The sequence below is a fragment of the Pedobacter sp. PLR genome, assembly GCF_026239675.1.
Taxonomy (GTDB): domain Bacteria; phylum Bacteroidota; class Bacteroidia; order Sphingobacteriales; family Sphingobacteriaceae; genus Pedobacter.
Map to the genome: position 1 here is coordinate 590,131 of NZ_JAPIVQ010000001.1, position 19,169 is coordinate 609,299.

Genomic DNA, 19,169 nt, shown 5'->3' on the forward strand with positions numbered 1-19,169 from the left:
ATGTTTAACCTATTTAATAAAAGCAAACCAGAGCCCTTGCAGGACGTAAAAGCCATCAGAGAGGCATTGCTGACTGCTATCAAGCAGGAACTTCAAAAGCTTGAAGGCGGTGAAGGCAAGCACATTAAAGGCCTTGCCCTACTCCTGGCTTGTTTGCCAGCCGAAAGGTACATGTACGAATCTGCTGTTTTTGCGGAAGATGAGGCACGATTTAAAAATGAAATCCAACGTATAGTTGATGATTTTGCCATAGATTTACCCGCCGACTGGACTTTACAGGTTAATTTCGTAGAAGAATTGCCCGCAGATGCCATAAAACTACCCAACATAGATGCGGCGCTTTACATCAGAACGCCGGAACATGTGGTGGTTAAGAAATCCAAAACAGCCTATATCCGCACCTTAAATGGCGATTCGGAGAAGATGGAATATAAGATTACAGCTACCGATGGGAAGATCAATATCGGTAGAGCAGCTAAAGTTCAGGTGAGTGATGGCTTTTTCAGGATTAATCACATTGCTTTTCATGATGTCAGCACAAATGAGGCTAATAAATTCATCAGCAGACAGCATGCACATATAGAATGGGATAACAATACAGGTTCTTTTCTTTTATTTGCCGATGAAGGTGGTATACCTCCCCGGAATAAGGTAAGAATGAGGTCCGTAGGCGACCATACACCAGTAAAACTGAATGTTGCCGAACTTGGCCACACGCTACAGGAAGGCGATCAGATTATTTTAGGTGAGCTTGCAGTTTTAGAATTTAGCTATATTGATTCAGTAATTACTAATATTGTATAATGAGTAAAGTTTTTACGATAACAGAAGGATTAGAAAATCTGGGTGCTTTAAGTACAGGCGGTCAGGGTTCTGTGTATAAGGGTAAACGGGTGGGAACAATCATCACGGCAGTGAAGATTATGCCTACTCCTATACATACAGAAGGTGAGGATGACAAGAACTTCATCAGGTTTAAAAACGAGGTTGAAAAGCTTAAAAAGGTTAATGAGGTTCCAAATCCTAATGTGGTAAAAATACTGGGATCAGGGCTTACTGAAAGTGGCTCCTTCCCTTTTATTGAGATGGAATACATTGAAGGCCCGGACCTCGAGAAGCTTTTAATGCCGCCTCACAGCCCGATATTTACGATCCATGAGGTCATTAAACTGGCCGAACAACTGGCGAATGCACTTGCGCATTGCCATCGTGTGGGCATTAAGCATGGTGATATAAAAAGTAACAACGTAAAATTCAACACGGAAACCGGTAATTATGTATTGCTGGATTTTGGTTTGGCAATCATGTCTGACGAGCAACGTCGTACGAGTCTGCGCCATGCCGGTGCGGTTGAGTTTATGGCGCCTGAGCAACACGACGGGGAGATGTTTTTTCAGACGGATATCTACAGCTACGGCATTATCCTTTACGAATTGCTTGCCGGAACCGTGCCTTTCCCACTGATCAATAAGAACGAAAGTTCGCGCAACCAGGTCATGATTTCACACATGGAAGCTGAGGTACCTGACCTTTTATCTTTACGTAGAAACCGGTTACCGGAAAGCTGGGATGCGGAGAAACAAAAAAAGGAAGCGAATGTACCACAATGGTTGTTGCAGATCATTAAGAAGTGTTTAGAAAAGCGCCCCGAAAACCGATATGCCAATGGCGCTGTTTTACAAGATGCCATTATTCATAGAGGCGGTGATGTTATAGCTCCGGTTGCTGAAGTAGCGGCAAAGCCAGCTCCTTTATATCAGAAAGAATTACCCATTGTAACCCCGGCAACAGACCAGGTCATGTTGTCGAAGCCTGTGTTTACCTTAATGATCTTATCCATCGTGATGTTAGCTATGCTTTCCGCTTATGGTCTGTTCATGAAAGGTGATGGTTCTGCTAAGCATGACGTTTTAGTAGATACGACAAAAGTAGCCACTGTTGATACAACCAGTACTGAAACGCATGATGAGCCTGATACGACGGCACAAGTTCAGCCGGTTGCCATTGACACTGCTGCTCAGCAGGTTGAAATTGATAGTCTGAAGAAAGAGTATGAAGCACAGATGGCTGCCGCAGCAAAACGCGCAGAAGCTGAAGCTAAGGCGAAAGAGAATGTTCCTGTTATTGTTAGCGAGGGTAAAAAATACCAGTTACCTAAAGGGACTATTTATTTTTATGAAGCAGCAAGTCCAACCTCACAAAAAAACGGTGTACTGGGTTTATGGAACAATGCGAAGTTTAACGTAATTGAGGAAGACAAGGGCTTTATTTATGTAACGCATACGGCTAAAGACGGACAGGTTACCAAAGGCTGGTTAAATAAAAACGACCTGAAGGAAGTGAAGGAATAAGCTTAGCTTATTCCTATGTATTTTCATGTATTTTTCGTAAATTTAAGTGTTGAATTTCAACTGCAACATTCCAGATTTCCTGCTGGTTGCTAATCCGTCTATTTTGCAGTCGCAAAATTTAACCTTCCCTATTGTCCCTATTGAATATTGAACCTGGATGATTAGAAATTTAAAAACTACAGCCATGCCAAAATATGTAATTGAAAGGGAACTTCCTGGAGCAGGAAAATTAACCGCTGAAGAATTGAAAGTAATTTCACAGACCTCCAACGAGGTATTAAACGAAATGGGACCAGCAATACAATGGGTAAACAGCTATGTCACGACTGATAAAATCTATTGTATCTATAATGCCCCAAATGAGGAAATGGTACTTGAACATGCAAAAAAAGGTGGATTTCCGGCAAATTCGGTAAATAAAGTCTCGGCAGTGATAGATCCGGTAACGGCTGAGTAAAAAAAAGTGTCCCCACTGTTTAGCGGGGATACTTCGTAAACTATTGATAAATTTCTACTTAAATATCACATTTGGCAAACTACCCGTCCAGGCATCTGGTAACTTGCTAATGCCGAAAAGTCTTGCCAGCACAAATGAGGTGTTTTTATTGCTATTGAAATCTGTGACCAGTCCGCGTTTTTTAATCTGAGGTCCGGTAATGGCCCAGGGAATCTGCATTTCGTTCATGGTAACCCCACCATGACCTTTGTTGATACCTCCATGATCGGTGATCAAAAGAAAATGGGTGTCTTTGTAGAGCCCTTCCGCTTTTAACTTTTCCAGTAAGGCACCAATTGCAACATCTGCTTCTTCAATGGCCTTGATATAGGGTGCAGACATCCAGCCGAATTCATGCCCGGCATGATCCGTGTGCACGCTATAAAGAAAAATCAGACTCGGGTCTTTCTTGTTATTTCTGATGAAATCAAAGGCCTTATTATAATTCGTCTGATATCCATCATTCTCCTCAAAAGCAACCTCATCCAGGTATTTCTGATTGATAGGATTGATCAGTTCTTTCCAGTTATAGTAATAAGCTGTTTTTACATTAGGAATCTTGTCCTTTAACACCTTAAAAATGGAAGGATAATAACCTTGCTCATCAACAGCTATTGCTGGTAAAGGATGTTTTTCCAAAGTCCAGTTGTTAGCTGTTACTCCGTGTTCTTCCGGACCGGAGCTCGTCATGTGACTGGTCCAGTTGGGTAAAGTAATCGAAGGCATCACCGGTCTGGTGCTTAAGGAGAGTACGCCATCCGCCACCATCTTATCGATATTGGGGTGTTTTGCGACTTTATAACCTTCTGTACTAAATCCATCCAGACCAATGATCAATACCCTGGTCGGGCTTTTTTGTGCCATCGCTGAAATCGAGGCAACTGATAAAAAGAATAACTTAAAAAAAAACTTTCTCATGTCTAAAAATACAATTCTAATGAATACTAATATAATCCAATTTCGGCAATTGCGGCATTCTGAGTTACATCCCGGGAAGACTTACACAGCAATTAAAATACCTGAATGTTTTTGGTGAGTCAAAGTTAAAATACTGCCTGACACTGGAATTTGCTGCCACCTCATTACCGAGGCTGCTTTTATAATATTAACGCCATACTTCAAAATCACCATTTTGGATGACAACAGAATCCATCAGATTTTTTTCATTGTATAAAACACCATTCAATTTTCCGCCAACCATTGGAAGTATGTCCCCATTTGGAAACTCATATTTTGTGATTTCTATGTTGAAAGGCTTTTTCAAACTGCTGGTTTGATAAATGACTTGATTATCCAGGCCTGGGTTTTTCATCAGATAAATAAATGTACCAAAGTCTGTTTCGTACGGATCATCAACGTTAATTTGGTATTGCTTTTTTTGAATGTTATTAATCTGAAATCTCAATTTTGCCTCATTAGTTGTATTTAATAATTCTTTAGGCAGTTTCACATTTACCGTATATATTTCAATCTGATTTCCAATAGCGATGTCCAGTCCAGACCAGGAGCCTTGAAGTTGCGACCTGTCGTCGTCCCTCAAAGTGTTACGAACGTTAATAGCCTGAGTACCAACAGTACCCTTAAAATACTGCGTAAAGGCTTGTTTTTCTTCCTGCTGTACTTGTTCCTTTGTACAGGAAGACAGGCTGAATCCGATCATTAAACACAGGAGTACGCTTAAGTAAGTATTAGCTTTATTGTTATTCATGTTAATCATTATTTAAATTTAGATCAAAAAACAGAAAAATGCTTTTTGCAAGATACATAACACCCTACTAAAGAAATTAATAATCGAAAATAAAAATCAATATTTCAATCATTTAACTGAAAAGTATAATCCGGGCTATCTTAGCCTGTACCTCGTTTCTACAGCGCTGGGCCAGGGTAGCGGTTTAATCCTTATTCTGAGGAAATTAATTCTTAGCTTTGATTAACCTATGTTTAACGCCATGATAATTCCATTAAAATATTACCCCCGGTTTGTCTTTTTAGCTGTTGCAATGCTTAGTTCAACCCTTGTTTTTGCGCAGGAAGATAACCAGGAATTTAAAGAAGCAAGTCCTGCCAGCCAGGCCTATCATACCAATCGCTTAAAAATTACCGTCCCTCCATACGGACTGGTTAAAGTAAAGGCATTGATTGCCGGTATAAAAGCAACTGGTGGAGACGGGGATGTTTATTTTAATGTGTTGAGTCCCAAAAACTACCAGAGTCTTTCCCTGCCGGAAAAGTTTACTTATCATATGATTCATGCGGAAGTATCCAGTCAGAACTGCGATATCCCTACGCCTATTTTAGAAGAGGAACTAAAAATTTTCGGCAATTTACCTGATGCCTTCGATGAAGAAAGCTGGAGTGAAAGGCAGCTTAACTTCCTGGTCAGCAACCGGGATTCTGTGCTTTCCCTGATTTCCGAATCGATAAACAGAAGTAAAAAGGTAGGCTTGAATTATAAAATAACCATTGAATATGTCAATGGCTGGGAAATGATCCCTTTGCTGATCAAAACCTATAATATTGACCATAAGGATCATGATATTCTTACCGTCCTGATCCAGCTCATGAAGAAAAATGATTATCAGCCATTCATGACTTCTGCCACTTACCTAAAGCTTTATGGCAACAATAGTACCTACCGGAGTTTCCTGAATTTTAACAAGGCCAATGAAGATCTGATTATCAGCAGGGCTGAAAATTTCTACAATGGTCGTAAAAAGTAAGTTTAGATGGATGCTCCTGTTGTGTACAACAGGCGTTTTCAGCCAACAAGCAACAGCACAATCGGACACCGGTTTTGTCCACATTCCCAAAGGGGAATACTGGCTGGGTGGTCGCGAACACCAGCTTAACCGGCTGAGAAAAGTCAGTACACCTGGTTTTGACATGGCTGCCACAGAGCTGACCAACCGCTCGTTTGAAAAGTTTGTCCTGGCCACGAATTATCGGACCGATGCCGAACGTTTGAAAAACGCCATGGTTTTTGAGCCCGGACTTGCAGAGTTCAGGTGGCTGAATGATAGTACTGCCTTTTGGAGGTTTCCAAATGGGACCGGCAGAGGTGGCATTGAGGATAAAATGAACCATCCGGTAACCAGTATCAGTTACGCAGATGCCGAAGCCTATTGCAAATGGGCAAAAGTGAGGCTGCCATCACTCGATGAATGGGAAATTGCCTCACGCTCAGGTGCTAAAACTACTTATTTTTGGGGCGAAGATGTTAAGGAGATCGGCCAATATGCCAACATCTGGCATGGACGCGATCACCTCAGTCCCGACTTAACAGATGGATATGACTATACTGCCCCGGTAGCCAGCTTTAAACCCAATGGCTCTGGTTTGTACGATATGTACGGGAATGTATTTGAATTTTGTGAAGGCACTTTAATAACCGACCAAAAAAACAGGAAGGTAGTACATGCCAGAGGTGGTTCCTGGTGGTGCAGCAACTATGCCTGTGTTTTTTTTAACTCATTAGATATCGGGAGAGTCAATCCACACGCATCTTTTAGCAACCAGGGATTCAGGGTACTGAAAATTCAAACGCCACAGCATTGATGAAATGTACTATACGCTTACTTTTCTTGCTTTACGATAAGCGGATGGGCTATCCCCTTTATACTTTTTAAAGATGCGGTTCATATGGCTCTCATCAGTAAAGTTAAACTCTCTGGCAATTTCACCGATTCGCAATTCGCTATGCAATAACCTGTTTTCAATCAGTTTCATTTTATACTGCATCAGGTAGTCCTGCAAGGTTTCATTAGCATGTTTCTTAAAATAACGCCCCATATAAGATTCTGAAATCCCAAAAGTTGCACCCAGATGTTCAGCGGTCAGTTTTTCAGGCGTATAAATGTTGCTATGGATATATTCCAAAATGTCCAGTGCCTTTTCTTCCGATTGCTCATTAATCTGTTCGGGCAAGGATTTCGCAATATTCCTGGCTACTACGATGATCAGGGTATTCACCAACTGGCGGATCAGTTCTTTATTATAAAGATCACGGTTTACGTATTCCCTGATAATCGCATTGATCATAGGCTCTACCAGCGTTTTGTCTACCTGGTTTTTTAATATACAGCCAGGCTGATGATTGGCATGTTGCAAAATAAACTCCAGCTTCTGAATATTATCCTGTTGTAATGCGCTATTTTTAATATAGATGTTGTTGAAGCGGATAAACAGAAACTGCGTGGTTTCCGCGATGTCAAAAGAATGGCAGTCGTCCGGGGTAATCAAAAACATATGTCCTTTGTGGTAAGTAAATCTGTTTTTATTGATGCATTGTTGTCCTGTACCGGAAACGATGTATACCAGTTCAAAAAAATTATGTTCATGTGCTTTTTTAGGGCATTCATTTAATTCCTTAAAAACAATCTCAAATGGCTCGTACAAACTTTCCTTATGCATAGTACGAATTTACTGATTTAACGAATAGATGTACAGAGAATCCAATAAAAACATCGCTAATTTTATTTTATAAATCAAGACACCATGAAAGCTATCATATTAAAAGACTTTGGATCTGCGGATCAGTTACAAATACAAGAACTACCGAAACCGGTAATAAAAGAACAGGAAGTATTGGTACAGGTAAAGGCAATCAGCATTAACCCTGTAGATATCAAAACCCGTGAAGGAAAGGGCGTTTCCGGAAAAATAAAGGAAGAAAGCCCAATGATTCTCGGCTGGGACATTTCAGGAGTTGTGCAGGAATCTAATGATGAAGCATTTAAAGTTGGCGACGAGGTATTTGGGATGGTTAACTTTCCGGGACATGGAAAAGGCTATGCCGAATATGTGGCGGTTCCGGCAAATCAGCTGGCTTTAAAACCAGCTCAAATCAGCCATACTGATGCCGCAGCAGCGACACTAGCCGCATTAACGGCATGGCAGGTATTGGTAGATCATGCCAAAATCAAGGCTGGCGACCGTGTGTTAATCCATGCAGCAGCGGGAGGCGTTGGCCATTATGCTGTCCAGATTGCCAAACAGCTGGGTGCTTATGTGATCGGAACCTCTTCCGCAGCAAAGAAAGATTTTGTGATGAGCCTGGGGGCTGATGAACATATTGACTATTCTGCTGGTCCTTTGGAACAATTCACCAGCGATATTGACTTTGTGCTGGACGCTATCGGTGGCGATAATATTGACCGTTCTTTAAAAGTGATCAAAAAAGGTGGCACCATCATCAGTATTCCTTCAGGACTTAGAGAAGAGGTGACCGAAAAAGCAAAGGCAATGGGCATCAACGGTTATTTCACGATGGTGCAATCTGATGGTCAGAACATGCAGAAAATTGCCGGACTGCTGGAAAGCGGAGCGCTGAAATCTCATGTTTCGCAAACCTTTAACTTTGATCAAATGGCATCGGCCCACAGGTCTCTGGAAACAGGTAGAACACAAGGCAAGATTGTCGTTGTTTTATAAAGAGAATATCAAAAAAAGGGAAATAAGCAAAGCCTGCACTTGTGCTACATTTGCACAAGTGCAGGCTTTGCTAAATGACTATATTCCCAAATGGAAACTGGTTTAATTTGGTTTTTTTGGGCTGCGCTGATTTTAGTTGTACCTTTCGGCTTTTTAAATAACAATGGAAGACAAGATCCACAGGAATTTCAAACTAGCATCATATTTAATTTTCTTAGCCATAATAATTGATGTAGTTGTCGGCGTTCTTCATAGTCGGACAACCCCTGATTTTGACATCGCAACAGGGATTGAAACCTCCTTAATGTTCATGACATTGGGATATTTTGCATTTATTGGAAAACATTGGGTAAAATGGGTGCTCTTATTTGTAACTGTGATAAGTACTGTTCCTCTATTAGTAATGCCAGATCAGGCCCTTACTATTCCTTTCTCCCTGCAATTGTTTTCAGGTTTCTTGAAAATCACGGCTATTTTTATGCTCTTTTTAGCGCCAAAACAAGACAGTTAATACTGATCTGATTTCGTCCTCCACATAAAATCCAGCCCCTTCTTCCGGTAGAAACAACCGGCCTTGTGTTTGTCGACCGCAAACTAATACCTCTGAATATTGTTATAATCAAAATTCATGTATGAAAGAATCCAGAATTAAAGTGCTTTTTTTTGATGTCGGTGGTGTCTTGCTTAACAATGGCTGGGGGCATCAATCCCGACAGGAAGCCGCCGAACGTTTCGACCTCAATTATGAGGAAATGGATGTGCTCCACAACTTCATTTTTAATGTTTATGAGATTGGTAAAATCACATTGGATGATTACCTGAACACTGTTGTATTCAATCACCCAAGATCATTTACCAAACAAGATTTTAAGGATTTCATGTTTGCTCAATCTGTAGCATTACCAGACTTCCTCCCCTGGCTAAAAGAATGGAAAAAAACCTGCGGATTCAGAGTGATCTCTATTAACAATGAAGGTCGGGAAATCAATAATTACCGGATTCAGAAATTTGGTTTGCATGATTGTTTTGATGCTTTTATTTCCTCCTGCGAAGTGGGCATGCGTAAGCCGGATCCGGGGATTTTTCACCTGGCCATGGGAATCGCGCAGGTTAGTCCTGAGGAGTGTCTGTATTTTGATGACCGGCTGATGCTCATGCAGGCTGCCCAAAAACTCGGGATCCTCAGCTTTCATCATCAGGATTTCCTAACGACTAAACAAATTCTGGAATCACATCAACCTCCAACCGGATGAAGCACCTGAAAAAGTTCAAATGCGCAGCGCATAAAGCAAAAACAACCAGCTGATTAAACTAACACACCCGCTGACAGTGTTAATACAACCGGTTAAACGGGCTAAAACAAAGTCAAATGATGAACAACCAAGAACTTAAACATCTCGCCGAAAGGTTAATGAGCAACAACAAGGGAATATTGGCCATGGACGAAAGTACGGGTACCTGCGACAAAAGATTTAAGGCCCTGGGAATTCCGCAAACGGAAGAATACCGTCGCAAATACCGCCAAATGATTGTAACTACCCCCCAACTGGAAGAAAGCATTAGCGGCGCCATACTTTTTGACGAAACCCTGCATCAGCAAACAGATGATGGCCAGTCCTTCCTTACGATCTTAAAACAAAAAGACATTATTGCGGGGATAAAGGTAGATCAGGGCACCATTCCGCTCTCCTTTTTTCCGGGAGAGACCATTACTGAAGGGCTGGATGGATTAACTAACCGTATGACTAACTATTATCAAATGGGTTTGCGTTTTGCAAAATGGCGTGCGGTAATCCATATCGATTCAGCGCTCCCTACAAAAACGTGTATTGCTGCCAATGCTTATACCCTTGCCCGTTACGCAGCAATCTGTCAGGAGGCCGGAATAGTGCCAATCGTAGAGCCTGAAGTATTGATGGATGGGTCGCATACCATGGAAAGGTGTGCCGCAGTGACACAGGATGTTTTAAAGGAAGTTTTTAATGCCTTATATGAACAAAAGGTTTTCCTGGAGGGCATGATTTTAAAACCAAACATGGTCTTACCCGGCTTAGCTTGTCCGGAGCAAAATGATACAGAAACGATCGCTTATGAAACTATTTCCTGTTTTCTTAAGGTTGTACCGGCGGCCATTGGTGGCATTGCTTTCTTATCGGGCGGCCAATCCCCCCTCCTTGCCTCTGAACGGCTGAATATGATGCAACTCAGGTATGGATCCATCATGCCATGGCCATTGACGTTTTCTTTTTCCAGGGCGATACAACAACCGGCACTGGAAATCTGGAAAGGAGACGATAAAAATGTTGCCGCTGCACAGGAAGCACTGGCGCATCGCGCAGCTGGTAACCGTGCAGCACGCCTGGCGGAATATAATCCGGCATCATGAAGAAACTTATCAGCTTTGATCTTGATGGAACTTTAGCCGAAAGTAAGTCGGCCATTGATCCGGAAATGGCCATGCTCTTAGTCGATTTGCTGCAGGTTGCTCAGGTGGCCATCATTTCTGGCGGCGACTGGCCCCAGTTTGAAAAACAGGTGCTTTCTAAGCTCCCTGCAACTGCCAATCTATCCCATTTATCTATTTTGCCTACCTGTGGGACTAAATATTACCATTATGCCCGGGATTGGAAACTCTTGTATGCTGAAAATTTTACTGCTGAAGAAAAACAAAAGATCCTCCTTAATTTGCAGCAAGCGGTTACTCTTTCCGGCTTTAGTCCTGCAAAGATATGGGGAGAACAAACCGAAGATCGGGGCAGCCAGATTACATTCTCTGCATTAGGTCAGCAAGCCCCTCTGGAGGCCAAAAAAGGCTGGGACCCCGACTTTAGCAAAAGAAAGATAATTAAAGCACAGCTTGACCTTTCCTTACCAGAATTTTCTATCCAGATGGGAGGTTCCACTTCTATCGACATCACCAAACCTGGAATTGACAAGGCTTATGGCATCCATAAGCTGGAGGAAACGCTTAAAATTACTATCGCGGAAATGATCTTTGTTGGTGACGCGCTTTTTGAAGGAGGAAATGACCAGCCTGCCCGAAAAACCGGGGTAGTTTGTATCTCCGTAAAAGATCCTCAGGAGACTAAAAAAGTAATAGAAACCATTATTACCTGTTTAAATGGTCTTCCCAACTGATATTGACCAGAAGGGATGACCAACTTTAAGACTTTAAGCCCATTGCGCAGATCTCATCTCGTATAATATCCTTTGAGCCTGTTTCGCATTATTGTTTATCGGTAGTCCTGCTACCAGAAACTTGTGCTGGAAATCATTTCTCGTTTTCGAAAGCGCATCCCATGAAAAACTGGTTTTACCAATAATCAATCCATCATAGCCAACCTGACTAATCACCACTTCTTCTTTTTTTGAATTTCTCCCGATGAACGCTCCTGCCCTTACTTTTTGCCCGTTTTTCCCGATGATCATATCAACGTATTCAGATTTTTCGGCCAGGAAGGTATTGTTATAAGTTTTATCTTCCTCATCCAGATTAGAAAGACAGATGACCAGGTCACAGCCCTCTTTAACTTTCAATAGCGCTGCAGTTTTATTTAAGGCCAGGTAAGGGTTTTTAAAATGAACACCAGGAATTTGCTTTCCTAATCCGGTGATGCCTACTTTTAAGTTACCAGATTGAATGATGACATGAGATTTCACTTTTGAAGAAAGCAAGGCATTGCTGAAGCTATAGTTGCAATTAACGAGTGGAAAACTCATATAAGGCAACAAATCCGCTAAAGCTTCTTCCCCATTCTTTAATTCGGAATCCCCGATATTAACCGCATGATAACCGGTTCTATTCATCATAGAAACCATCACTTTCCCATCGGTATCACCTAGAAAACTCCCTGCATCCAGCATTAAACCAGCAGTCTCCTGACGTTTTACCAGATGATTGATTTCTTGTAATCCCCCCAGCTGTTGGAGATTGGTGTTTATCTGACCATTGAGGTTTCCGGAATGAAAAACGGTCACTGTATTTCCGTTTGCCAAACTATTTACCGTTTTACTTACACCGGCGATCGCCGATAATGGCTTACCTATAAAGGCAGTACTTGCAATAATTGATGCATTCCTTAAAAAGGACCTACGTTTTAATTCCATGGAGCGTTAATTTAAAGACGAAAATTACATAATAAAATGGTAAGAACATAAAATCTGTGCAGATAGTCATCAGTCCTACCCCTTTACAAAATAGCCCGCACCATAAAAATGATGCGGGCTATTAAACATGGCAGTATTTCTACTTCCTTTTTATGCCTATAATTTTCACTTCTACAAGATAATTACCTTCTTGTTTCAGTTGGAAACCTATTGCAGGATTAATGTTAAACCTGGTATTAGCCGGATAACTTGCTTTTGGATTGGTTACTTTCACAAACTCACTTGGGATTCTGTAAAAAATATCAAATGAACCGTATCCGGTAATCGTTTTGTAAGGGAATGGAATGATCTCAAAATTAAGGCTCATTTCGGTATCGGTTTTGATTACCGGATTGAACTTTGCATAAGAATCCAGGGTAGGCCTGTCGCCACGAACAATGAGTTCGCCAGCTTTAGGATTGAAAGGAACCCCGTCTTCATCCACATACTTCACCACTACATTTGTACCCGTAGGCGCTGTTTTTGTGACGGTAATTTCTACCGGAGGCAGCGATTCGAAAGTCGCGCCACCATCCTGCAGATAAGTTGCCGAATTCCTGTTGATAGAAAAAGCCTGCGCTTCCACAAAATCCAGTTCACCAATATTCGTATAGGTTTTTGTACCGCTCTCATTGCTCAATTCCAGGTCAAACGTATATTGTGATCCTGTAGGAATCACTGCTGTTCCGGCAGTGAACAAAAACTGTCCGCTAGGTAGAAACTCAAATATTGGTTTCGACTTCAGTTCTCTGATCGAGTTTAATTTCTCCAGTGTGGTATGTACCTCCGGATCAAATGCTGTTTTGTAAATGTAAACCGGTACTTCCTTAAACAGTTCATCCGCATTTTGGTCTGTTCCTTTGCGTTTAATCTTCAGCAATTTGATTTTCAATGGCACTGTAGAACCATCTCCCTTTAACTCGGAAGTCAGGAATCCATTTTTACCTTTCTCTACCTGGAACGGACTGCCTACATAATAGACATCATCACTTAAAAAGCCAACAGTTATCTTTTTACAACCTGTCCAGATGGCAACTGAGAGCAACAAAGCCCCCGTAATCATTATATTTTTTTTCATCAGATTATTTCTTTTAGCTACCAGTAAAACCTATGTGTATTCGTCAAAACGTGTAGTACGCCGGTTGTGGTCTGAATATTTGACGTTTGTGCAAACGTAAACAGATCAATATCTAAAACCGGATACTCTGTAGGGAGGGGATTAGGATCCAATCCATTTCTTAACTTTATCAGGAATAAAATCTGAGGTTTAGCGCTTACCAGCCCCGGGCTTTCCTGTTCTATCAATTTCACCGAAAATGCCTCATTAGACTTACTAGTGAATAGTTTATTCGATAAACTAAGACTTTCTCTGGTAATTTTACCAGCAAAAAGATGAGAACGTAAGGAGTCTCTAAGCTCTGGAACCGGAAGATCGTTCAGGGTATAGGTTAAACTTTCATCGTTATTATCCTGACGCAATTTCTCTTGTCTTCTGAACAACAAAGCTTTAATCGAGTAATCTGTTGGTGCAAAAAAGGTAACATCTCCATTGATTTCTTCTTTCATTCCGGCCTTGTCCACTAAAACCAGTAAAGTATCAAACAAACGATTCGTTTTCAGGTAATCATAAGTAGTCATGTTCACGTGTGCATCATGAATACTACCACCAATGATATACTTATCCTTTTTACAGGCTGTGGCCATGGCGACTACCACAAAGGCCAGTATGAGTATGTGCTTAATTTTCATCTTGATGTGCTTAATTTCTTCCATTCCAATATTTATTTTGAATCAATAACTGATTCTTCTGAAGGGTATTTCTTGAGATTGGCCATTTCCATCCGTCCTGATCAAAACGACTGGAAGGAAAACGTCCTTCTGTATATTCCGCCAACCTTTTATTACGGATCATAACATACCACAATTGGCCTTCAAATGCGATTTCCCTGTAGGTTTCTTCAAAGATCTCTGTTCTTAAATCCGCATTACTCCCTTCATAGGGATCAATTCCAGCACGCTGTTTCACTTCATTTAAATCGGTAATTGCCGGTCCGTAATTCCCTAATAGTTCATTACATTCAGCACGAAGTAACAGTTGCTCTCCCAACCTAAAAATAGGTGTGTTACAATCTACCATTGGGTCGGTATTGTTTCCTGCATTTCTATACTTAACATTCTCTCCATTACGACCTGTATATTTGGTCAGGATCCAGTTATCTACATTGGTCTTATCAAAATTATAGGCCACCCTGGCATCATTGTCATAGTAATAGATCTGGTCCAGGAAATTACCATTCAGGATCACCGGCATACTACCTTTACTTTTAATATAAGGCATCATGGTAGTGGTATAGAAGAAACCTGTCCCCAATTGATACTCATTCTGACTCAGACTCGTAGCGACTTCAAAAATAGCTTCTGAAGATCGTCCTTTGTATAAACTCTTATAGTCTGTTGCAGGAACTAAGCTGTAGTTATTTGAGTTGGTTATGGAATCGATGGCGGCTACGGCTTTTGTCAGCAGGCCACTTTCAGTGTTTTTACCCAGAAAATACTGCCAGCGAAGTACGTTTGCTTTCAGGGCAAATACAGCTCCTTTATCCGCAGCAATAGCGCGATCAGGGCCTGTTGAAAACTGCAGTAACTTTTGTGCTTTATCAAGATCCGCCAGGGCAGAATCCAACACCACTTTTTCTGAAGTACGTGCCAGGTTCACCGAAGTTACCGGATCAGGATTATTCTTTAATACCAATGGCACATCACCCCAAATCCTGGCCATATAGAAATAGGTATAGGCTCTCAGGAAGTAAGCTTCTCCAAGGATTCTGTTTTTTCTATCTCCCGTAAACACATTGTCTGGCATTTTAGCTACTTTATCCAGTACCGTATTGGCCATATTAATGGTGGTATAGTAGGACTGCCAATCTCCAAGATCTTCCAGGTATGGGCCAATAAAATCTCCGATATTAATTCCGGTACCATAATACTTATCGCCTTCAATTAAAAAGCTCAATGTAAAATGGCCATTCACTTTCACAAACTCATTGGTAGAAAGATCGCCATAACTAAAGTGTGACATTCTCTCGCTTTCGCTTCCCCTCACCATGGATTGTCTGGACAAGGAATAAACACCCGCTAAGGCAGAAACCGCATCGTCCTGTGTTTTCCAGAAGGAACCTTCATAAGGTGCATCTTCAGGGGCAAAATTCAATAGCTTTTTGCAGGAAGAAAAAAGCAATGTTGAAGCCATCAGGAACACAAGGGCTATGGCTGCGTATGATTTTTTAGTATTCATCTTTAATTGATTCTAATGGTGATTAAAATGTGGCTCTAACTCCTAAAGTGAATTTTCTAGGCAAAGGATATCCATTACCGTTATAAATTCCCAATGCGTCTACAGCCTCTACATCAGGTAAGTTTGATTTCTGAAACGTGTACACATTATCAATAATTCCATATACCTGTAAAGCATTTATTTTAGCCTTTTTCAACCATTCTGCCGGAAATCTATAACCAAGATTGATGTACTTGATGCGGGCATAACTTCCGTCTTCCATATAAGCAGAAGAGAATGTATTGAACTGATAGTAATAGCTTTTATAAGGATTGATGTCTGCATAAGCTGCATTATCTCCCGGATTACGCCAGATAGAAAGCTTGCTTAAGTCGATTAATCCCTGACCATAGAAATTCCCGATTTGTTTGTAATTGGTTAATAAAGACGCTACGTAAGTATTGTAAACATCTCTACCCAATGAAAAAGAGGTAAATACTTCTAATGAGAAGTTTTTATAGGTTACGGTATTACTGAAACCACCTGTTATTTTTGGATTTGGATCACCGGTTCTTACCAGGTCATTTCTGTCCCAGACATCATAATCACCATTCTGATCAATCCAACGGTAAGTACCTGGTCCGGCAACCACTGAACCATCCCAGTAAGTAATCAGGTTACCTGTTCTCGGATCAAATGGAACATCTCCTGCTGTAGAATAAACCCCATTAGATTTCACCTGATAGAACTCATTAATCGGGCGTCCTTTAGATAAAATATAAGTGGTTCCATTGTAATCAATCACGATATCTCTGTTTCCATCCGGAAGCTTAGTGATCTGATTCTTGTTCACAGACATAATCAAACGTGGCGTCCATTGGAAACTCTTTTCAGGAGAGAAGACTTTACCAGCGATATTAAACTCCAGGCCAACGTTTCTTACCCCAACAGAGTTGGTGAACACCTCATCATAACCACTTGTAGCTGGCTGTTTAAGGTTAAAGAAGATATCCTTGGTATTTCGGTTATAGACATCAGCTACTACATTAATCCTGTTATTGAAGAAATCGGCATCAATACCGATATTGCCTTGTAGCGCTCTTTCCCAGGTCAGATTGTCTTGAGTAACTGATTTAGGATTATGATTGATGATCGTTGTGTTGTTATAGGTATAGGTATTGCCGCCTGGTTGCAGGTTTCCTTCCCCAACCAGGTAGGAATTATAAGGTGCATAGAAATCATCCGGTAAATTTCCGCTGACGCCGAAACTACCCCTGATTTTCAGCATACTGATCCAGGATTTTGTTTTCGACATAAAGGCCTCATCAGAAATGATCCAGCCTGCCGAAACTGCAGGGAAATAAGCCCAACGGTTGTTTTTACCAAAACGCGAAGAAGCATCCGTTCTCAGGGAAGCAGAGAATAGATATCTGGATTTATAATCATAATTTACACGTCCGAAGAATGACAATAAACCAGCTTGTTTATTGCTGGAACGCGTATAATTCTTATCATAATCACCTGGCTTAATTGCATTTACAGTGGATATGGAATTGTTTCCTATTCCGAATCCTCCAACACCAGTATAACCTACATTGATATAATTGATGGTGTTACCCACCAGGAAATTAAAATGATGGTCGTCCAGTACGTTCAGGTTATAATTCAAGGTATTGTCAATATTATAATTCTGAAATTTAGAATTCATCGAGTAGCTATAGAAAGTACCATCTGCATCCAGCGCACTTGGTCTGAAAAGATCACGTGTAGAACTGGAAAGCAATAAGGACCCCTGACTGACAAACTTTAAATTCGGTGTAAATTCATAGTTTAGAGAGATGCTTGTAGCGATATCATCATTAATATTTTTATCTTTTGCCAGGTCATATTGGCCAACAAAATTAAGACTATCGGCATGGCTCAACTGGAATAAAGAAGATGGGAAGGCACCACTGTTGATGGGTAAAGGATTGGTATAATCGGCATCCGGATTAGGAATTACCCCCCTACCTCTTGACCTGTCGGTTCTTGATACGCGAAAGGAAAGATCAACATTCAATTTTGGCGTCATTTTATAGCCCATACTCGCGGCCAGGTTATAACGTTTAAAGCCTGTTGACTTCACAATTCCCTCTTCATTATAATAGTTACCGCTTAAACGATAGCTTACATTTTCACTTCCTCCATAAACAGAAGCATCAGCATTGTAAATCTTTGCAGTTTGAAAGAAAAGCCCTTGCCAATCTGTTTTATTGTTGAAGGCAGGATTCAAACTATCCGTTAAGAGCAAAGGAAGCGTTGATAACTGCTCATAGTTGCCCAGAGAATTCAGGTAGTCCATTTTATATCTGCGTTCTTCTGCACCTACGTAGTAAACTTCAGAATTTGCCCGCATAGAAAGGCCGGTATAAAAATTCGCATTGATTTTCGGTTTTTCTCCGATTTTACCTCTTTTCGTTTTCACGACTACTACCCCATTTGCCCCTCTTGATCCGTAGATAGAGGCCGAAGCTGCATCCTTTAACACATCAATACTTTCAATGTCATTGGGATTGATCCCTGCGATAAAGTTGGTTTGTGTCACATCGGAAAAGCTAGAGATATCATCGTAAGAAACAGGAACTCCATCGATAATAAAAAGCGGGCTACTCAAGGCATTCACAGAATTTACGCTTCTGCTCATTGCTGTATTTCCACGTACGGTAAAGGTTGGTCTGGACCCCGGCTCACCAGAATAGTTTTGGATATTTACTCCGGCCACTTTCCCTTGTAGTAGCTGATCAAAACTTGGCGAAGGCAGATTCTCGATATCTTTAGCGGTAACCGTAGATACGGCAGCAGTGGAAGTCCGGCGGGAAACGGTTTGATAACCGATCACGACCGCATCTTTCAACATATTTGGATTAGGTTCCAATTTAATGCTGAACACTTTCTGGGTACCTACTTTTAAGGTTTTGCTGACATAACCGACAAAGGTTACCGAAATAGAAGATTCCGGGCCAGCTACATTGATTTTAAATTCACCTTTATTATTGGTTTGAACTGAATTGCTAGTCCCGATTTCCTTAATAGAAGCACCAGGCAAAGGTTGCCCGGTTTCATCAATTACCTTTCCGGAGATCGGCTCAGCGATGAACATTTGCGTTTTAGCTTGTGGTTTGGTTTTAATTTTTTCCTGCACCACTAAAGTTTTCGTATCCAGAGAATACTCAAATGGCTGGTCCAGAAAACACAAATTCAGGGCATCTTCCATGCCGGCATTGCGTACATTAATCGTAACTGGTTTTGCAGTAGATATATCTGTTGCGATAAACACCAGGTCATAGCCTGTTTGTTTGGTGATTGCTTTCAGCACCTTTTCTAAGGTGACATTTTTCTCCGACAGGGTTACTTTTTTTTGTGCCAGAGTAGAAGCATTCAGCTGAAACATGAACAATAGCACGAAGGCTAGAGAAAGTTTCATGGTTAGAAG

General features: G+C 41.1%; 18 protein-coding genes. 10 read left to right on the plus strand and 8 right to left on the minus strand.

Annotation, left to right across the window (positions count from 1 at the left end; all coding sequences use genetic code 11):
* From OQX61_RS02445 to OQX61_RS02455, 3 genes are all read left to right on the plus strand, one after another.
* Positions 1-804, plus strand: coding sequence for an FHA domain-containing protein (locus tag OQX61_RS02445; protein ID WP_265840061.1), 804 nt, complete (start codon positions 1-3; stop codon positions 802-804).
* Complete coding sequence (locus OQX61_RS02450) at positions 804-2,351, plus strand: serine/threonine-protein kinase (RefSeq protein ID WP_265840062.1); 1,548 nt, start codon at positions 804-806, stop codon at positions 2,349-2,351. Before OQX61_RS02445 ends, OQX61_RS02450 begins: the two co-directional genes overlap by 1 nt.
* Positions 2,352-2,508: 157 nt before the next feature.
* Positions 2,509-2,808: a DUF4242 domain-containing protein gene (locus OQX61_RS02455; protein WP_265840064.1), complete on the plus strand. Its 300-nt coding sequence runs from the start codon at positions 2,509-2,511 to the stop codon at positions 2,806-2,808.
* Positions 2,809-2,862: 54 nt separating this feature from the next.
* Here the strand turns inward: OQX61_RS02455 and OQX61_RS02460 are convergent, their stop codons facing one another.
* Both OQX61_RS02460 and OQX61_RS02465 read right to left on the minus strand, forming a co-directional pair.
* Positions 2,863-3,765: an alkaline phosphatase family protein gene (locus OQX61_RS02460; RefSeq protein ID WP_265840065.1), complete on the minus strand. Its 903-nt coding sequence runs from the start codon at positions 3,763-3,765 to the stop codon at positions 2,863-2,865.
* A 187-nt stretch (positions 3,766-3,952) separates the two neighbouring features.
* Entirely contained in the window at positions 3,953-4,555 is a 603-nt protein-coding gene (locus OQX61_RS02465; RefSeq protein WP_265840066.1) for a DUF5025 domain-containing protein, read from the minus strand.
* A gap of 292 nt (positions 4,556-4,847) precedes the next feature.
* Between OQX61_RS02465 and OQX61_RS02470 the strand changes: the two genes are divergently transcribed.
* Complete coding sequence (locus OQX61_RS02470; RefSeq protein WP_265840067.1) at positions 4,848-5,567, plus strand: hypothetical protein; 720 nt, start codon at positions 4,848-4,850, stop codon at positions 5,565-5,567.
* On the plus strand, positions 5,551-6,402 hold the full coding sequence (locus OQX61_RS02475) for an SUMF1/EgtB/PvdO family nonheme iron enzyme (protein ID WP_265840068.1): 852 nt from the start codon (positions 5,551-5,553) through the stop codon (positions 6,400-6,402). The genes OQX61_RS02470 and OQX61_RS02475 overlap by 17 nt, the downstream gene beginning before the upstream one ends.
* Before the next feature lie 9 nt (positions 6,403-6,411).
* On the opposite strand, the gene OQX61_RS02480 is transcribed toward OQX61_RS02475, so the two are convergent.
* Positions 6,412-7,257 (minus strand): AraC family transcriptional regulator, encoded by an 846-nt coding sequence (locus tag OQX61_RS02480; protein WP_265840069.1) that lies wholly within the window; start codon positions 7,255-7,257, stop codon positions 6,412-6,414.
* 84 nt (positions 7,258-7,341) lie between these two features.
* On the opposite strand from OQX61_RS02480, the gene OQX61_RS02485 reads away from it, so the two are divergent.
* The 5 genes from OQX61_RS02485 (at position 7,342) to OQX61_RS02505 (ending at position 11,415) form a co-directional block, all read left to right on the plus strand.
* Positions 7,342-8,277: an NADP-dependent oxidoreductase gene (locus tag OQX61_RS02485; RefSeq protein ID WP_265840070.1), complete on the plus strand. Its 936-nt coding sequence runs from the start codon at positions 7,342-7,344 to the stop codon at positions 8,275-8,277.
* A gap of 163 nt (positions 8,278-8,440) precedes the next feature.
* Complete coding sequence (locus tag OQX61_RS02490; protein WP_265840071.1) at positions 8,441-8,788, plus strand: hypothetical protein; 348 nt, start codon at positions 8,441-8,443, stop codon at positions 8,786-8,788.
* A gap of 121 nt (positions 8,789-8,909) precedes the next feature.
* Complete coding sequence (locus tag OQX61_RS02495) at positions 8,910-9,530, plus strand: HAD-IA family hydrolase (RefSeq protein WP_265840072.1); 621 nt, start codon at positions 8,910-8,912, stop codon at positions 9,528-9,530.
* A 116-nt stretch (positions 9,531-9,646) separates the two neighbouring features.
* On the plus strand, positions 9,647-10,663 hold the full coding sequence (locus OQX61_RS02500; RefSeq protein WP_265840073.1) for a class I fructose-bisphosphate aldolase: 1,017 nt from the start codon (positions 9,647-9,649) through the stop codon (positions 10,661-10,663).
* Entirely contained in the window at positions 10,660-11,415 is a 756-nt protein-coding gene (locus OQX61_RS02505; RefSeq protein ID WP_265840074.1) for an HAD-IIB family hydrolase, read from the plus strand. Before OQX61_RS02500 ends, OQX61_RS02505 begins: the two co-directional genes overlap by 4 nt.
* A gap of 33 nt (positions 11,416-11,448) precedes the next feature.
* Here OQX61_RS02505 and OQX61_RS02510 read toward each other — a convergent pair whose 3' ends face one another.
* From OQX61_RS02510 to OQX61_RS02530, 5 genes are all read right to left on the minus strand, one after another.
* Positions 11,449-12,384, minus strand: a complete 936-nt coding sequence (locus OQX61_RS02510) for a hypothetical protein (protein ID WP_265840075.1) — start codon at positions 12,382-12,384, stop codon at positions 11,449-11,451.
* 139 nt (positions 12,385-12,523) lie between these two features.
* Complete coding sequence (locus OQX61_RS02515; protein ID WP_265840076.1) at positions 12,524-13,501, minus strand: DUF5007 domain-containing protein; 978 nt, start codon at positions 13,499-13,501, stop codon at positions 12,524-12,526.
* Positions 13,502-13,518: 17 nt separating this feature from the next.
* Complete coding sequence (locus OQX61_RS02520; protein ID WP_265840077.1) at positions 13,519-14,196, minus strand: fasciclin domain-containing protein; 678 nt, start codon at positions 14,194-14,196, stop codon at positions 13,519-13,521.
* A complete protein-coding gene (locus OQX61_RS02525; protein ID WP_265840078.1) occupies positions 14,183-15,718 on the minus strand; it encodes a RagB/SusD family nutrient uptake outer membrane protein in 1,536 nt (511 codons plus the stop codon). The genes OQX61_RS02520 and OQX61_RS02525 overlap by 14 nt, the downstream gene beginning before the upstream one ends.
* A 22-nt stretch (positions 15,719-15,740) precedes the next feature.
* Entirely contained in the window at positions 15,741-19,160 is a 3,420-nt protein-coding gene (locus tag OQX61_RS02530) for a SusC/RagA family TonB-linked outer membrane protein (RefSeq protein ID WP_265840079.1), read from the minus strand.
* Positions 19,161-19,169: the final 9 nt, after the last annotated feature.

What these genes read in the sequence shown, in the direction of transcription:
- OQX61_RS02500 (WP_265840073.1), top strand. Translation starts at nt 9,647, where the DNA reads ATGATGAACAACCAAGAACTTAAACATCTCGCCGAAAGGTTAATGAGC.
- OQX61_RS02465 (WP_265840066.1), bottom strand. Translation starts at nt 4,555, where the DNA reads ATGAATAACAATAAAGCTAATACTTACTTAAGCGTACTCCTGTGTTTA.
- OQX61_RS02505 (WP_265840074.1), top strand. Translation starts at nt 10,660, where the DNA reads ATGAAGAAACTTATCAGCTTTGATCTTGATGGAACTTTAGCCGAAAGT.
- OQX61_RS02480 (WP_265840069.1), bottom strand. Translation starts at nt 7,257, where the DNA reads ATGCATAAGGAAAGTTTGTACGAGCCATTTGAGATTGTTTTTAAGGAA.
- OQX61_RS02495 (WP_265840072.1), top strand. Translation starts at nt 8,910, where the DNA reads ATGAAAGAATCCAGAATTAAAGTGCTTTTTTTTGATGTCGGTGGTGTC.
- OQX61_RS02530 (WP_265840079.1), bottom strand. Translation starts at nt 19,160, where the DNA reads ATGAAACTTTCTCTAGCCTTCGTGCTATTGTTCATGTTTCAGCTGAAT.
- OQX61_RS02485 (WP_265840070.1), top strand. Translation starts at nt 7,342, where the DNA reads ATGAAAGCTATCATATTAAAAGACTTTGGATCTGCGGATCAGTTACAA.
- OQX61_RS02455 (WP_265840064.1), top strand. Translation starts at nt 2,509, where the DNA reads ATGATTAGAAATTTAAAAACTACAGCCATGCCAAAATATGTAATTGAA.
- OQX61_RS02515 (WP_265840076.1), bottom strand. Translation starts at nt 13,501, where the DNA reads ATGAAAAAAAATATAATGATTACGGGGGCTTTGTTGCTCTCAGTTGCC.
- OQX61_RS02490 (WP_265840071.1), top strand. Translation starts at nt 8,441, where the DNA reads ATGGAAGACAAGATCCACAGGAATTTCAAACTAGCATCATATTTAATT.
- OQX61_RS02450 (WP_265840062.1), top strand. Translation starts at nt 804, where the DNA reads ATGAGTAAAGTTTTTACGATAACAGAAGGATTAGAAAATCTGGGTGCT.
- OQX61_RS02460 (WP_265840065.1), bottom strand. Translation starts at nt 3,765, where the DNA reads ATGAGAAAGTTTTTTTTTAAGTTATTCTTTTTATCAGTTGCCTCGATT.
- OQX61_RS02475 (WP_265840068.1), top strand. Translation starts at nt 5,551, where the DNA reads ATGGTCGTAAAAAGTAAGTTTAGATGGATGCTCCTGTTGTGTACAACA.
- OQX61_RS02520 (WP_265840077.1), bottom strand. Translation starts at nt 14,196, where the DNA reads ATGGAAGAAATTAAGCACATCAAGATGAAAATTAAGCACATACTCATA.
- OQX61_RS02525 (WP_265840078.1), bottom strand. Translation starts at nt 15,718, where the DNA reads ATGAATACTAAAAAATCATACGCAGCCATAGCCCTTGTGTTCCTGATG.
- OQX61_RS02445 (WP_265840061.1), top strand. Translation starts at nt 1, where the DNA reads ATGTTTAACCTATTTAATAAAAGCAAACCAGAGCCCTTGCAGGACGTA.
- OQX61_RS02510 (WP_265840075.1), bottom strand. Translation starts at nt 12,384, where the DNA reads ATGGAATTAAAACGTAGGTCCTTTTTAAGGAATGCATCAATTATTGCA.
- OQX61_RS02470 (WP_265840067.1), top strand. Translation starts at nt 4,848, where the DNA reads ATGCTTAGTTCAACCCTTGTTTTTGCGCAGGAAGATAACCAGGAATTT.